We start from the raw sequence: 15,343 nt of genomic DNA, 5'->3' as shown, positions 1-15,343 counted from the left end.
GTAAAAAATGGACAATGCCTATACATAACTGGGGTATCGCATTATCACAACTTTATGTTAAATTTGGAGAGAGAATTCTCAAGGAAAAAAACAGCTTTTGAGGAGCATTAATTTAGAACCTGACACAATTCGGGTGACACTCCCGGTAAGGATAGACATTTGCTATGAATTAGTACCTACTTTACGATCAATACATGAGCACACCAGAATTCGTAAATTAAAAGTCTACTTCTACTCTCTTAGACTTAACTTTTTATGGCTAAAAAATTGTTTCAGAAAAAGAAAATTATTTTAGTAAACTCGCTGCATTCTTTACTCTAGCGATCACCTCTTGTATCTTCAATTCATTTAGACATGCCCAATCTCCCCGATAACACTCTTTATCACCAAAAACCGAACACGGCCTACAAGTCAAATCTTTTACCTCTACTATATCTTCCTCTCTCTGACCATATCCCATAAAACCAGCAAAGCGATGGGTAGCTCCCCATATTGATACCACCCGTGTTCCTACCAAAGAAGCTAAATGCATGTTAGCAGAATCCATCGATATCATGACCCGCAACTTTGCGATATGTTCTAATTCTTTTGAAAGATCAAGTTTTCCTGCCAGGGAAGTAGTATTTTTAATTTTTCTTTCCCATTCCTGCAAAATAGCAACCTCATTCTGTCCTCCTCCAAAAAAATAAACGTGCTCACTTTGAGCAAGAGCTTGGGCCAGCTGGAATGATTTCTCTAAAGGTAACATTTTCCCTTTATGCTGGGCAAAGGGAGCAAAGCCTATTCCCGATTTATCTGGAAACAAGGGATGAAGCGTATACGATAATTGAACGGAAAAACCCATTTCCCTAAACACATCGGCATATCTCTCAATGGTTCTTCTGAGTTGATATTTATTGAGATTCCAGACATCAGTCAGGGCTTCCTTTTCCTCTTTCCCCTTGTCTATTTTATACACCTTTAATCCCTTTTTCTTAAAGAAAAAATAAAGAAGCTTAGACCGTATAACATCGTGTAAATCGGCGATAAAATTAGGCTCGTATTGTTTTAAAAGGTCTTTTACAAGTTTACGCATGCCGAGAATACCCTTGTAGTCATTAAAATCTATTCCCACAAATTCAAGTCGAGGGATCTGGCTAAAAAGCCCTGAAAAATTTTTTCTGGAGATCAACACAATCCTAACATCGGGGTTCTGTTCAAGAAATGCCTGAAAAACAGGTATTGTCATAGCTACGTCTCCAAGTGCTGAAAAGCGGTATGCTAAAATAGTTCTCAATTTTTTAACTGAAATGCAACTGCATAGAATTTAATTTGCTTAGTCATGGCCATTAAACCATTAGCTCTAGAAGGGGAAAGGAATTCTTGTAGCCCGATTTTTTCTATAAATTTAAAATCTGCATTCAGGATTTCTTGTGTGGTATGTCCACTATAGATATGGGTGAGCATCGCCACTATTCCCTTAGGCAATATCCCGTCAGAATCTGCCTGAAAGAATAGCTTGCCATCTTTAAAATGAGCATCAATCCACACCTTAGATTGACAACCTCTAATCAGATTTTCTTCTGTTTTCTTGTCGTCGGGAAGCCCTTTTAAATCTTTTCCAAGGTCAATAATGTATTCGTATTTTTGTTCCCAATTCTCTAAAAATGCAAAATCATCGATTAAAGCCTCCTGTTTTTGTTGAATAGTCATTCTAAACTGCTTTGTGTAAACATTAAATATTTTGAAAGAAGCAGTATGCCATTACTTTTTCTCCTCTTTCTGTAGAAGGTAATAAACCTGTATAAAACAAATAATTAAATTGGGGATAATAATAGGCCATAAATAACCTTTATAAATACCATAAATAACAAAAAAGACACAACCCAAAAAATTTATAAGCCTTATTTTCAGTATATTCTTAGGTATAAACCCGAGGACAATTAGCAAAGAGGCCAAATATCCTACAATCTCCACCCACTTTTCATTCATAACCCGATATAATTTGACGCAAAAGTAGTAAACAATCATTTTAAAATCAAACATTTTATATGCCATAAAGACACATTTTGTCTTTGGTAAGAAGTTTGCAATTTAAATTATGCGAGAAAGTTATCTGATAAAAGGATAACTTTTTCAAAAATAACTTTATAAATTAGTACACATTTTAAAATCATGGAATATCAATTCTCAAAAGGAATGGACCAAGTGTTCAACAATAGCCGCAATGAGGCCAAGAGATTGCAGAGTGAATTCCTCAATACAGAACATCTTTTATTGGGCATTATAAAGTCTGAAAACTCTTCCGCGTATACCATTTTGGAGGATTTCAATGCCGACTTAACACAGGTAAGAAGGAAAATTGAAAGCCTTAATATCAGGAATAATCCTACCCAAGCTATGAGTATGGAAAAAATCCCTTTAACCAAAATGGCCGATCAAGCCATTAAACGTGCTGCGCTAGAATGTCGCTTATACAAATCCTCAGAAATAAACACTGTACACTTATTATTAGGCATTCTATATAAAACGGAAGATCCGACAACGAATATCCTCGAATCTTATGATATAGACTACCAAGTGATCTCCAAACATTATAAATCTATGTTAAAGGAAAATGGGGACCTGCCGAGAAACCAAACCTTTGATGATGATGATGAAAGAGAGGATGCTTTTGGTCAGATGAAAAAAATATCGGGTAATGTCGGCAGTGCCAAAAGCAGAACTCCGGTTCTTGATAACTTTGGTAGAGATCTCACAGCTTTGGCCCGGGATGGCAAATTAGATCCCGTTATAGGAAGAGAAAAAGAAATTGAACGCGTATCTCAGATACTTTCCAGACGGAAGAAAAACAATCCTCTTTTAATTGGTGAACCTGGAGTGGGTAAGTCTGCTATTGCAGAAGGCTTAGCTTTAAGGATTCAACAAAAGAAAGTCTCGCGGGTTTTATTTAATAAGAGAGTGGTTACTTTAGATTTGGCAAGCCTTGTTGCTGGCACCAAATACCGAGGCCAGTTTGAAGAGAGGATGAAAGCCATTATGTCGGAATTGGAAAAAAACAGGGATGTTATCCTATTTATCGACGAATTGCACACCATCGTAGGGGCTGGCAGCTCAACAGGTTCTCTAGATGCTTCAAACATGTTTAAACCTGCCTTAGCTAGGGGAGAAATTCAATGTATAGGAGCCACCACTCTGGATGAATATCGCCAATATATTGAAAAAGATGGTGCTCTGGAACGCCGTTTTCAGAAAGTAATTGTAGAACCTACTTCTATTGAGGAAAGTATCCAAATCCTTAATCAAATTAAGGATAAATATGAGGAATACCATAATGTTAATTATACCGACGATGCGATTAAAGCTTGTGTTAATTTAACCGCAAGATACATTACGGATCGTTTCCTTCCAGACAAAGCTATCGATGCTTTAGACGAAGCTGGATCACGCGTGTATATCAAGAACATGAAAGTTCCTCTTGAGATCATGGAATACGAGAAAACCATAGAGGAAATAAAAGAACAGAAGCAAAAAGCTGTTAAAGCTCAGGACTACTTAGAAGCTCGCAAATTAAAGGATGAAGAAGAGCGTCTCCAAATCGAATTGAATATTTTTCAAGAAAATTGGGAGAAAGATGTTAAAGAAAAAAAAGAGACCGTAACCGAAGAAAATGTAGCCGAAGTCGTTTCTATGATGAGTGGTGTTCCAGTTACCAAAGTTGGTAAAAATGAATTGGATAAATTAGCTCAAATGGAAGCCTCACTCAACGATAAAGTGATTGGGCAAAAGGATGCTGTACACAAAGTAGTAAAAGCCATTCAGCGCAACCGCGCAGGGCTGAAGGATCCGAATCGTCCTATTGGCACCTTTATTTTCTTGGGAACCACTGGAGTGGGAAAAACTGAACTGGCAAAAGTAATGGCTCGTGATCTTTTTGACTCTGACGAAGCCTTAATCCGTATAGACATGAGCGAATATATGGAGAAATTTGCCGTTAGCCGATTATTGGGAGCCCCTCCTGGCTACGTAGGCTATGAAGAAGGAGGCCAGCTGACAGAAGCTGTGAGAAGAAAGCCTTATGCCGTTGTTCTTCTGGATGAAATTGAAAAGGCTCATCCAGATGTATTTAATATTTTACTTCAAATTCTGGACGAAGGCCATATTACTGACAGTTTAGGCCGAAAAGTAGACTTCCGCAATACCATTATTATTTTAACCTCTAATATTGGAACTCGTGATCTGAAAGACTTTGGTGATGGTGTTGGATTTGGAACGTCTGCGAAGAGATCCTCTTCCCATAATAGGGCTAGAAGTACCATTGAAAACGCTCTTAAAAAAGCTTTTTCACCTGAATTTTTAAATAGAATAGATGATATTATTATCTTCAACTCTCTGGAAAAAGATGATATTAAAAAAATCATTAGTCTTGAACTTAGCAAATTGTACAAGAGATTAGAAAAACTCGATTATCACATTGAACTCTCGGAGGATGCTATTGAGTTTATAGCAGAAAAAGGCTGGGATAAAGATTTTGGGGCTCGTCCGTTAAAGCGGGCCATCCAGAAATATATTGAAGATCTACTGGCGGAAATGCTAGTAAATAAACAAATAAAGGAGGGCGATAAAATTATCTTGAAGTGTAATGAAGCCAATGATGCTTTAGAAGCACACAAATCGACCAAGAAAAAAGAAAAAGAATCTAAACCTTCCTAATTATAATGAGCTCATAGAAAATACCCTCGGATTACCCAGGGTATTTCTATTTATTAAAGCCTTAGATCAAATAAGGGGGAAACATTTGAAATAATTTTTGCCAATTGATTATTGATTCATCGCCAGAAGGGGCTCAATGTACTCTCGATCATTGCTCAGCCGAGGGACTTTATTCTGCCCTCCTAATTTCCCTCGGCTATTCATCCAATCATAAAATAGCTGAGGCCTGGCCTGATGTACAATAGGCCTTTTTAAGGTTATATTATTATAGCGTTTGGCTTCATAATCAGAATTAAGACTCTTTAATGCTTCATCAAAAATGGAAACAAAAGACTCCATATCAAAAGGTTTTTTATAAAACTCGATAATCCATTCATGTGCACCTGTTTCATTTTCTTTCATATAAATCGGTGCCCCTGTATAATCTATAATTTGTGCATGGGTAGATTCACAGGCTTTTTTTAAGGCGATTTCCACGTTATCAATCATTAATTCTTCACCAAAAGCATTGATATAATGCTTTGTTCGTCCTGAAATTTTTATCCTATAGGGGTTAGTAGAGGTAAATTTAACCGTATCCCCAATAAGGTAGCGCCAGAGACCTCCATTCGTGGTTAGGACAACAGCATAGTTTTTTCCGACTTCTACCTCTTCCAATACCAAAGTCCTTGCCTGATCCTGACCAAAAAGCTCCATAGGAATAAATTCATAGAAGATTCCATAATCCAGCATCAACAGCATATCCTCTGCCCCTGATCGGTCCTGAATAGCGAAAAAACCTTCTGAGGCATTATAAATCTCGTAGTAATTGATCTCTCTGCCCATCAGTTTTTGATACTGTTGTCGGTAAGGTATAAAACTTATTCCTCCATGAAAAAAAACCTCTAGATTGGGCCATAGATTTCCAATATTTTCAACAGGAGTTTCCTTTAATAATCTCTGGAGTAACACCATCATCCAGCTAGGGACCCCCGTAAGGCTTCCTACATCTTGATTTTTAATTTCTGTAATTATGGCTTTTAGCTTACTCTCCCACTCCCCCATCAGCGATACTTTTTTAGAAGGTATATTGATCACTTCTACCCAATATGGTAAATTTTCAATAAGTATCGCGGAGAGGTCTCCAAATTTAGTTTTAAAGTTTTGGTACATTTCAGAACTTCCTCCCAAACGTAAATTTTTATGCTGAAAAAGCTCAGACTCAGGGTGATTATTCACATACAATGCAATAAGATCTTTGCCTGCCTTATAATGGCAATCCTCCAAACTGTTTTCGGTAATGGGGATAAACTTGCTTTTGGCATTAGTGGTTCCTGAAGATTTTGCAAAATATTTAATTTGCCCTGGCCATATAATATCCGGAATTCCCTGACGAGATTTCTCAATATAAGGCTCAAAATCCTCATAGCTTACCAGAGGGACCCGACTTTGAAAATCAGAAATACTAGAAATACTCTTAAAGCCATACTTTTGCCCATATTCAGTTCCTTCAGCTATAAAAAGCTGAGAGAAAAGAACTTCTCTTTGGGTTTCATAAGGGTGTTTTATAAAGTGCTTGATCTGATCTATTCTTCTACCAATAAACCAGTTGACCATAGAGTTAAAAAACGCTTTTGTTGCCATATAAAACAAATATAGGTTTTTTTGGCTTTTTTATAAAATCCTTTTCACCATGAAAAAGCCATCTTATGGAAAGATGGCTTTAATTCATTGTGAGAATAAGGGATTAACAATATTCGTCATACGCCGCTTGAAGATTTGCAGCAATAGCTTGCGCCGGATTACCTTCTATATGGTGACGCTCTAGCATGTGTACTAATTCTCCATCTTTAAAAAGGGCTACTGCTGGAGATGAAGGAGGAAAAGGAGCTAAAAGCTTTCTCGCTTCTGCCACGGCTTCGGTATCGTACCCGGCGAAAGAAGTAATCAAGTGATCTGGTCTTTTAGAGCCGTTGAGAGATTCTAAAACACCAGGCCTTGCAGCCCCCGCAGCACAACCACATACAGAATTAATTACCAGCAAAGTGGTTCCGTCTCTGTTTACAGCTTGAACTACTGATTCGGATGTGGTAAGATCTTCAAATCCTTTATTGATAAGTTCCGCCTTCATAGGCAGTACCAAGTCTGATGGATACATAATTTTATAACTTTAATTAAATTTTAAATTGGTTGGATAATACAATACCTTTTACAAAAGTAAACATATTTTGCCGATGTTTCAATATATGACATCTATAAGCCGCATTTTAATTATTCATGATAGGCCAGAAAAAACTTGAGATCATAGGAACCCAAGTTTAAATCAAACCGATATACAAAATAATGATATCCCTACGCCAATAATTTTTTTGCTATTTCCGAAATTCTCTTTCCATCGGATTTCCCCAGTAAAGTTTTGGAGGCAATCGCCATCACTTTTCCCAGATCTTTTACCCCTATAGCACCCATTTCAAGTATTATTTTTCGCACTTCAGTTTCCAGCTCTTCATCGCTTAGTTGTACAGGTAAAAACTTTTCAATCACCCTTATTTGCGACGCTTCTACCTCCGCCAAGTCTTGACGTTGCTGAGCTTCGAACTGCTGTATAGAGTCCTTACGCTGTTTTAGCATTCTTTGTAAAATCACGATTTCCTGATCTTGTCCTATTTCCACACCTTTCCCCTCTATTTTAGACAGGAGAATTTGCGCCTTAATAGCGCGAAGTGCATCCAGAGCTACCCTATCTTTTTCCTTCATAGCTCTCTTTATCGCATCCATGACTTGGCTCTCCAAACTCATATTTATAGTAAAAAAGTGAATAAATTAAATTGATCTAATCGACATCTTTATTGAGAAATCTATTCTCTTTAAGGTTGAATTGTCCATTTTCTTCAGAAAAAAATGAGGAAATGTTATGGTTAGACGCATTCTCCCTATCGATATTAATATTCTTTCGTTTAAAAGCTGGAATCGTTTCAAAAGCATTTTCAGTCTCTGTATTGATAAATCTGGAGTTGAATTCTTTTAATTTATCCCGTCTTTCTTCTATCTTTATTCTATCTCTATCCTCATTGGAGGGCGTCTTTTCTACAATATTGATTCCTTCCTGATCGTCTTCCGCCTGTGAAGAAACAATTATTTGATTCGCAGAATCTTCTGTATAATCCTGAGGGGAAAGTTCTTCCTTATCTTCACTTATATTGAAGGTGAAAGCTACAGGTTTCTCTGGTTCAATATACTCTCCTTTAAACTTAAATTCCTGCTGGGTATCAAGTTTTTTTCGCTGCTTATAATCATGATGGGAGAATGAATTAAAAATTTCCCTATCATTTTCAGAATGCCAATCCTGCCCCCCAAATCCTTCTTCTTTATCTAAAAACTGAATTTGGATGGATTTTTCCGCGGTTTTCAACTGAACGCTACCAGATGTCCTCTCTACTGAATTTAGAGGAAATTCGGGCTTAGGACTGTCATCTTCATCATCTAACCTAAAAAAATCTCTACCTATCCCTTTCGCTTCTTTATTAGACTGCGGAGAAATAGGCTGGTCTTCAGACAGACGATGCACTATTTTTTCAGTAGGTCCTGCATATTTTTGATGTTCTTTTGCAAATCCCGTGGCTATCACCAATACACTTACAGCATCTCCGAGCTCTTCATCAGTACCTACACCAAAAATAATGTCGGCTGTATGTCCGGCTTCTTTCTGAATATGATCCATAATAATGCCTATTTCATCCATGGTCACCTCTTCATTACCACTTCTTATCAATAACAAGACATTCTTAGCTCCTGTTATTTTATTATCGTTTAGTAATGGAGAGTCTAATGCCTTCTTTACAGCGTCTTCTGCTTTGTTCTCACCAGACGCTATACCATTGGACATTAAGGCTGTACCACTATTCTGAAGTACGGATTTGGCATCACGGAAGTCTATATTCACATCAAAATAACCCGTAATTACCTCCGCCATTCCTTTAGCAGCATTGGTCAAAACCTCATCTGCTTTAGAAAAACCTGATTTAAAACCAAGATTCCCAAATTGCTGACGCAACTTATCGTTATTAATTACAATGAGAGAGTCTACATTATCTCTAAGTTTCTCCAGACCTAACTCGGCTTGCTCTAATCTTCTTTTACCTTCAAAACTGAATGGAACCGTTACAATACCTACGGTGAGAATTCCCATTTCCTTTGCTACTTTTGCGATAACAGGAGCTGCTCCGGTACCGGTTCCACCCCCCATTCCTGCAGTAATAAAAACCATTTTAGTACTCTGTCCCATGACGGCCTTAATATCATCAATGCTTTCAATCGCAGCTTTTTCACCTACTTCGGGATCTGCTCCAGCACCTAAACCTTCAGTCATGGTTACACCTAACTGTACTTTATTGGCTACTGGGTTATTATCTAAAGTTTGAGCATCTGTATTACATATAACAAAATCTACCCCATGAATTCCTCTCTCATACATGTGCTTCAGAGCATTATTACCTCCGCCTCCAACACCAATAACTTTTATAATTGATGAATTTCCTTTTGGCAAGTCAAATTGAAATCCTTGTAAATTCGTATTTTCCATTCTCTTTATTCCGTTTAATCATTTGCAAATTTTGGTAAATTTTAGCAAATTTCAATAATATTGATTAAAAACTATTCAACCTCTTCAAAAAATTTTCGAACCTTTTCCATAATGGATTGCCCCAATGTGAGCTTCGGTTTATTTTTTTCTATTTTCTCCACGGAGGAATCGGCAGTTGCCTCTTCAATACCTCCGGTACGCAACTCTGTTTCTTTATGCTCTAATTCTTCATGGGTTTGTTCTCCTCCCTTAGAACTTACAGATTTTTTATCTCTAATTTTTAAACTCTCCATTAAAAGACCTATGGAAGTAGCAAATTCCGGCCCCTTAAGATACTGGTTCTTATCATTGGCTACATATTCATTCGCATAACCTATTCTCGCATCGAAACCTGTGATATAGTTGGAAAGCTGGCGCAGGTGTCTAAGATTAGATCCCCCGCCTGTCAATACAATTCCCGCAATTAATTTTTTCTTTTGTTCATAGGCTCCATAACCTTTCAACTCATTATTTACCATCTCTAAGATCTCTTCTACCCGGGCATTGATAATTTGAGCTAAGGTTTTTAATGAAATCTCTTTATCCGAGCGTCCGTGCAGACCCGGAATGGTTACATAAGTGGAGTCTTTCTCCAATTCAGGAACCGCAGATCCAAATTTCACCTTTAATTTCTCTGCATGATTTTCTATTATAGAACAACCTTCTTTGATATCGTCGGTGATAATTCCTCCTCCATAAGGAATTACACAAGTATGCCGAATAATATTGTCTTTAAAAATCGCTACATCGGTAGTTCCCCCACCAATATCTACAATGGCTACTCCCGCTTCTTTTTCTTCCTGAGTTAATACCGCTTCGGAAGAGGCTAAAGGTTCTAGGGTTAATGCCTCCATCTCTAAACCTGCTTCTTTTACACAGCGAGCAATATTGCGAATAGATCCCATTTGCCCCACCACTACATGGAAATTGGCTTCCAGTCTTTTTCCATGCATCCCTACAGGCTCCTGTATTTCTCCTTCGGAATCGACTTTATATTCCTGTGGTAAAACGTGAATAATTTCCTCACCAGGTAACATTACCAATTTTTTTACCTGATTTTTAAGTTGCTCTATATCCCCCTCAGTAATATACTGATCGGGATGATCTCTCATAATATAATCGGAGTGTTGTAAGCTTCGAATATGCTTACCTGCAATACCTACCGTGACATTTTTAATTGTTATCCCGGCGCTTTTCTCTGCCTCCGAAACAGCTGCTTGGATAGATCCTATAGTCTGCGAAATATTGTTTACAATCCCCTTATGTACCCCTAGACTTTTACTTTGCCCCACCCCCATGATCTCTATTTTACCATGAGCATTCTTTCTACCCACAATGGCTACAATCTTGGTAGTCCCAATATCGAGCCCTACTGCAAATTCATTTGTTTCCATCACTATTCCTTTTATTCGGTTTGATTTCTACTTTTTCTCTTTTTTATAATCTAATAACTTTTTGTCTTTATTTTCCTGCAGTGAGTACAGGTCTTGCCACCACATTATTCGGTATTTTTTGATTAAGCAAGCTATCCGCATCAGATTTAAATCCTCTGCGCAAAGTAGTGACAATCTGATTGTTATATTTGAGAGAGATTTGTCGGTACTTCATAGGGTCCTGATAAATAAGATACTTCTCTGCAAATGTTTTAAATCCTTTTAACTTAAAATCTATATTTTCCAATTCTCCGAGCTCGACTTTAAAGTTCCCTTCATCAGTCAAGAGTTCATAATTATCTCCAACTTTATTAATTCCTACAAAATATCTTTTATTAAAATTATCTTCTGCTATTTTCTGAATGAGCAAAGCTAAATTCTTATAATCCTCTGGAGAAATTTTTCCGGAAACCAACATACAGGGATACGAAAAAGTACTGGATAGAGGAAATTCTTCTCCTTTAGCATCCACATAATATTGTCTGTTTCCATTATTAATCCTCATAACAGGCACCTTTTGTTTGACATCTACATTCAATACGCCATTGAGTTTTAAATAAACATTTGCACTGTCTACTGCTCTGAGAGCATTAATCTTTTTCTCAAGAGCGGGTATATCTAAAGACCCCACTTTACCCGAAGGGTTACTATTTTTTACTATATTTTTTATTTTCTCCTCATTTATAAAATATACTGGTTTTTCTTGAATAAAATTTATTGTCAAATTCTGTTGTTTAGCACCAAATCTTTTTAATGAAAAATGAAGTAAAAATGCTAACAGCACCAATACTACTAATATCTTTAATATTCTATATTTATTTTTCATTTTTACTTTATTCAATGCCTTCAGGCATACTTTATTCCGAGTTTTATCCTCAACCTATAAGGTATTTCCCGGTAAGCATTTTAACGCTTATTCTCTGTTTCTTTATTCATCCATTCCAAAATAGGGCCATATAGGGTATCTATATTTCCCGCCCCTGCAGTAAGCAAAATATCAAAATCCTTACTCTTTATTTTCTCAAGTGCCTGTGAAAGGCTGCTCACTTCTTTTTGGACACATTCCACCTTCTCCAATAACCAATCTGAAGAGACTCCCTGAATGGGTAATTCACGAGCGGGATAAATATCCAATAAAATGAGAGCGTCTCCTTTACTTAAACTTTCAGCAAACTCTTCTACAAAATCTCTGGTTCTGCTAAACAAATGAGGCTGAAAAACAATTAATAATTTTTTATTAGGATAAAATGTTTTTATAGAGTCTATTACCGCATTTAATTCAGTAGGATGATGGGCATAGTCGTCAATATATATTTTTCCATTGTCAAAAAAATTTTTTGTATATCTTCTCTTAATACCCATAAAGGATTTTATACCTTTTTTGATCTCTTCATAGCTCACTCCCAACTGGTGAACAATCGCTATGGCAGCAGTAGCGTTTTCCACATTATGAATTCCCGGAAGATGCCATTCAAAATCTTTAATCAGGTGCTCCCCGTGATGAAAATCAAATTTTAATGTAGCTCCCTCCATACGAATATGATCGGAGTAGTAGTCGGCTTCTTCATTTACAGCATAGGTAACGGCAGGCCTTCCCATCTCTAATCCTTTGCGAACCAACAAGTGTTGGAACTCAGGAATAAGAGCCGCGAAATCACAAAAAGACTGCTCTATGGTATTTTTATCGCCATAAATATCCAAATGGTCAGCATCCATGGAAGTCACGACTGCCCAGCTAGGATGAAGGTTCATAAAAGAACGGTCATATTCATCTGCCTCTACTACGGAAATATCATTGCCATTATAAATAAAATTGGAGTTGTAATTCTCAGATATCCCTCCTAAAAACCCTGAAAAGGATAAATCTGCAGATTTACATAGGTGGGCGATTAATGTAGAAGTAGTGGTCTTTCCATGAGTCCCTGCTACAGCAATACAATTGGTTGTTTCTGTTAGCTTTCCTAATACCTTAGCCCTTTTCATAATACTAAAGCCCCTCTCTATAAAAGAGTCTAAAATCTTTAGATTTTTAATGGCAGGTGTAAAGATAATTAGTGTATTTTCTTTGGATAAATGGACTTCGGTATCGGTTAAGACCTCCTCAAAATTAATCTTAATACCTTCCTGTTGGAGGGCTTGGGTTAATAGGGTAGACGTTTTATCATAGCCCGCCACACGCTTACCTATAGAATTAAAATAGCGTGCGAGGCTACTCATCCCGATGCCTCCGATTCCTATAAAATAATAGTTGTTGTATGCCTTAATATCCCCCATTTTATTTTTTGTTTCCCGAAGCATTATTAAAACTCATGCTCTTGAATATCTCATCTGCTATTTCCTTTGTAGCCTCTGGCTTTCCAAATTCCATCACATGAGTCTTCATTTCTTCTCTTAAATTTTGGTCTTCACATAGAGATTCTAATGTCTGCCAGAATTTATCTTTCATTTCTACATCTTTTACCATAAAAGCTGCACCCCGCTCTACCAAGCGTTGTGCATTTTTAGTCTGGTGGTCTTCTGCAGCAGTAGGCAGAGGAACCAATATCATAGGTTTAACAGCTAATGCCAACTCTGAAATGGCAATGGCTCCTGCCCTTGAGACAATAACATCTGCGGCAGCATATGCTACTCCCATATCCCCAATAAATTCTTTTAAAAAAACCTGGTCTTTAAGCGCTGAAATTTGCTGATCCTCATTTAGACTTGCATAGTCTAATTTACCCGTTTGCCATATCAACTGATAGCCTCTCTCTTTAAGTTTATCCAAGTTATCTTTCCATCCTATATTTAATGTTCTAGAACCTTGGCTACCTCCTACAGATAAAATAGTCAAGTTATCTTTTAAACCCAAAATTTTCTTCGCTTCCTGAGAGGAGACTCTATCTTGAACAATATTCTGACGAACCGGATTGCCTAAAAATTTCACCTCCGTTTTCGGAAAAAAGTGCTCCATATCAGGATAAGCTGTAAATATAGCTTTTGCCTTTTTTGACAATATTTTATTGGTAATACCTGGAAATGAATTTTGCTCTTGAATGAAAATAGGTACTCCCATTCGTGAAGCCGTCCACAAGGCAGGGCCACTTGCATACCCGCCAGTGCCGACAGCAAAATCTGGCTTAAAATTTTTTATAATTTTTCTTACCTTAAAAAGACTATTGAGTAATCTGAAGGGCAGCTTAAAATTGGATAAAATGTTACCTCTATCAAATCCCGCAATATCCAAGCCCTCTACTCGAAATCCTGCTTGTGGAATTTTTTCCATTTCCATTTTACTCAAAGCGCCTATAAATAAAAATTCAGCTTTGGGATATCTCTTCTGGATTTCTTCTGCAATGGAAATTGCCGGAAAGATATGTCCTCCGGTGCCTCCTCCACTTAATATAACTCTAGGCGATATCATTAATTTCTTCTATTGTTTGTTTTCTTCCCATTCCTTCTTCCTCATTGGTCAGGATGCGCGAACTTACACTTAATATAATACCCAATTGAAAATAGGTTACCAGCATAGACGTCCCTCCATAACTAATCAGAGGCAAAGGCTGCCCCGTTACGGGTATTAGATTTACGGCTACGGCAATATTTACCGAAAGCTGTACAAAAATCATCACGCCCAATGCCAGAACCAGTAACGAACCGAAAAACATCGGAATTTTACTGGCTATCATTACGATTCTAACGATCATAATGAAATATAAAACAATGAGTATTGATGCTCCTATAGCACCGTATTCTTCCACAATAATCGCAAATATAAAATCGGACACCGACTGTGGAAGCGTTTGCTTTAGAGCACTTTTACCCGGACCTATTCCTATGGCTCCCCCGTGTACTATGGCTGCTTTAGCCTGCATAACCTGATAGTTTTTTGCTTTATCTTCTTCCGAAAGCGCTTCGTCTTTCTTTTTAGTAAAGGCTTCTATACGGCTTTTCCAAGTATGTACCCTATTCGCTCCCACGAAATTGGTATTGAGAGCGACGACCAGAAAAATACCTGCAAATATAGCCATCGCACCAGAAAACCCCATAATATATTTCATAGATAATCTTCCCAAAGCCATTACCAAAAGGGAAACCAGCATAATCATTAATGCAGTAGAGCCATTGTCCTTAGCCACCAAAGTGAACACCAGTAACGTGGGTCCAAACAGGTAAATGATATTCTCTATAGGGAGTCTTTCTCTTGTAATCTTCTTGGTTAGATACCTACAGATGTAAATAATCAGCATGAGATAAGCAAAAGTGGAAGGCTGAAAAGATATCGGAGTCCCTGGTATTTTCAACCATCTGGAAGCACTCGCACCCCCAATTTGCTGCCCTGTAAAAGTGGTGAGCAGTAAAAGTAATATGGTGATGGTTAAGAGTATACTGCTCAGTTTTCCAATGTATTCATATTTGATAACGCCCACAAAACGCATAATCCCCAATCCCAAGACCACAAAGAAAATATGCTTAATTACATGGCCTGTGGTCGTTCCGTTGTTTACGATATACTCCAAATTTGAACTCGCCGAATACACTGGGAATATAGAAAAAATGGAAATCAGTATGATAACCATCCAAAGGACTTTATCCCCCTTTAGAAAATCAAATTTGTTATCTGTGCGATGTTCCATTT

At 37.4% G+C, this 15,343-nt stretch carries 12 protein-coding genes; 1 reads left to right on the top strand and 11 read right to left on the bottom strand.

Annotated elements, in window-relative coordinates; genetic code table 11:
• Positions 1–286: 286 nt before the first annotated feature.
• Positions 287–1,276, bottom strand: coding sequence for a glycosyltransferase family 9 protein (locus tag GNY06_RS13360; RefSeq protein WP_244614451.1), 990 nt, complete (start codon positions 1,274–1,276; stop codon positions 287–289).
• A complete protein-coding gene (locus tag GNY06_RS13355) occupies positions 1,273–1,692 on the bottom strand; it encodes a SufE family protein (RefSeq protein WP_166520544.1) in 420 nt (139 codons plus the stop codon). Before GNY06_RS13355 ends, GNY06_RS13360 begins: the two co-directional genes overlap by 4 nt.
• 462 nt (positions 1,693–2,154) lie before the next feature.
• Here GNY06_RS13355 and GNY06_RS13345 point away from each other — a divergent pair, with 462 nt between their 5' ends.
• Positions 2,155–4,692: an ATP-dependent Clp protease ATP-binding subunit gene (locus tag GNY06_RS13345; protein WP_166520542.1), complete on the top strand. Its 2,538-nt coding sequence runs from the start codon at positions 2,155–2,157 to the stop codon at positions 4,690–4,692.
• Between the two features lie 108 nt (positions 4,693–4,800).
• On the opposite strand, the gene GNY06_RS13340 is transcribed toward GNY06_RS13345, so the two are convergent.
• The 9 genes from GNY06_RS13340 to GNY06_RS13300 form a co-directional block, all read right to left on the bottom strand.
• On the bottom strand, positions 4,801–6,315 hold the full coding sequence (locus GNY06_RS13340; protein ID WP_166520541.1) for a GH3 auxin-responsive promoter family protein: 1,515 nt from the start codon (positions 6,313–6,315) through the stop codon (positions 4,801–4,803).
• Between the two features lie 103 nt (positions 6,316–6,418).
• A complete protein-coding gene (locus tag GNY06_RS13335) occupies positions 6,419–6,829 on the bottom strand; it encodes a BrxA/BrxB family bacilliredoxin (RefSeq protein WP_166520540.1) in 411 nt (136 codons plus the stop codon).
• A 194-nt stretch (positions 6,830–7,023) separates the two neighbouring features.
• A complete protein-coding gene (locus tag GNY06_RS13330; RefSeq protein ID WP_166520539.1) occupies positions 7,024–7,470 on the bottom strand; it encodes a GatB/YqeY domain-containing protein in 447 nt (148 codons plus the stop codon).
• Between the two features lie 34 nt (positions 7,471–7,504).
• Positions 7,505–9,253, bottom strand: a complete 1,749-nt coding sequence (gene ftsZ, locus GNY06_RS13325) for a cell division protein FtsZ (RefSeq protein WP_166520538.1) — start codon at positions 9,251–9,253, stop codon at positions 7,505–7,507.
• Positions 9,254–9,324: 71 nt separating this feature from the next.
• Positions 9,325–10,686 (bottom strand): cell division protein FtsA, encoded by a 1,362-nt coding sequence (ftsA, locus tag GNY06_RS13320; RefSeq protein WP_166520537.1) that lies wholly within the window; start codon positions 10,684–10,686, stop codon positions 9,325–9,327.
• A 67-nt stretch (positions 10,687–10,753) separates the two neighbouring features.
• Entirely contained in the window at positions 10,754–11,551 is a 798-nt protein-coding gene (locus GNY06_RS13315; RefSeq protein ID WP_244614450.1) for a cell division protein FtsQ/DivIB, read from the bottom strand.
• Positions 11,552–11,631: 80 nt separating this feature from the next.
• Positions 11,632–12,999 carry a UDP-N-acetylmuramate--L-alanine ligase gene (gene murC / locus GNY06_RS13310; RefSeq protein WP_166520536.1) on the bottom strand — a complete coding sequence of 456 codons (1,368 nt, stop codon included), beginning with the start codon at positions 12,997–12,999 and terminating at the stop codon, positions 11,632–11,634.
• A gap of 1 nt (position 13,000) precedes the next feature.
• On the bottom strand, positions 13,001–14,128 hold the full coding sequence (gene murG, locus GNY06_RS13305; protein WP_166520535.1) for an undecaprenyldiphospho-muramoylpentapeptide beta-N-acetylglucosaminyltransferase: 1,128 nt from the start codon (positions 14,126–14,128) through the stop codon (positions 13,001–13,003).
• On the bottom strand, positions 14,115–15,341 hold the full coding sequence (locus GNY06_RS13300) for an FtsW/RodA/SpoVE family cell cycle protein (protein WP_166520534.1): 1,227 nt from the start codon (positions 15,339–15,341) through the stop codon (positions 14,115–14,117). The genes murG and GNY06_RS13300 overlap by 14 nt, the downstream gene beginning before the upstream one ends.
• Positions 15,342–15,343: the final 2 nt, after the last annotated feature.

The sequence above is a fragment of the Elizabethkingia argenteiflava genome (genome assembly GCF_009904105.1).
Classification (GTDB): Bacteria; Bacteroidota; Bacteroidia; order Flavobacteriales; family Weeksellaceae; genus Elizabethkingia; species Elizabethkingia argenteiflava.
Note: the sequence above shows the minus strand (reverse complement) of the source record. Positions and strands in the feature narration are given on the sequence as shown.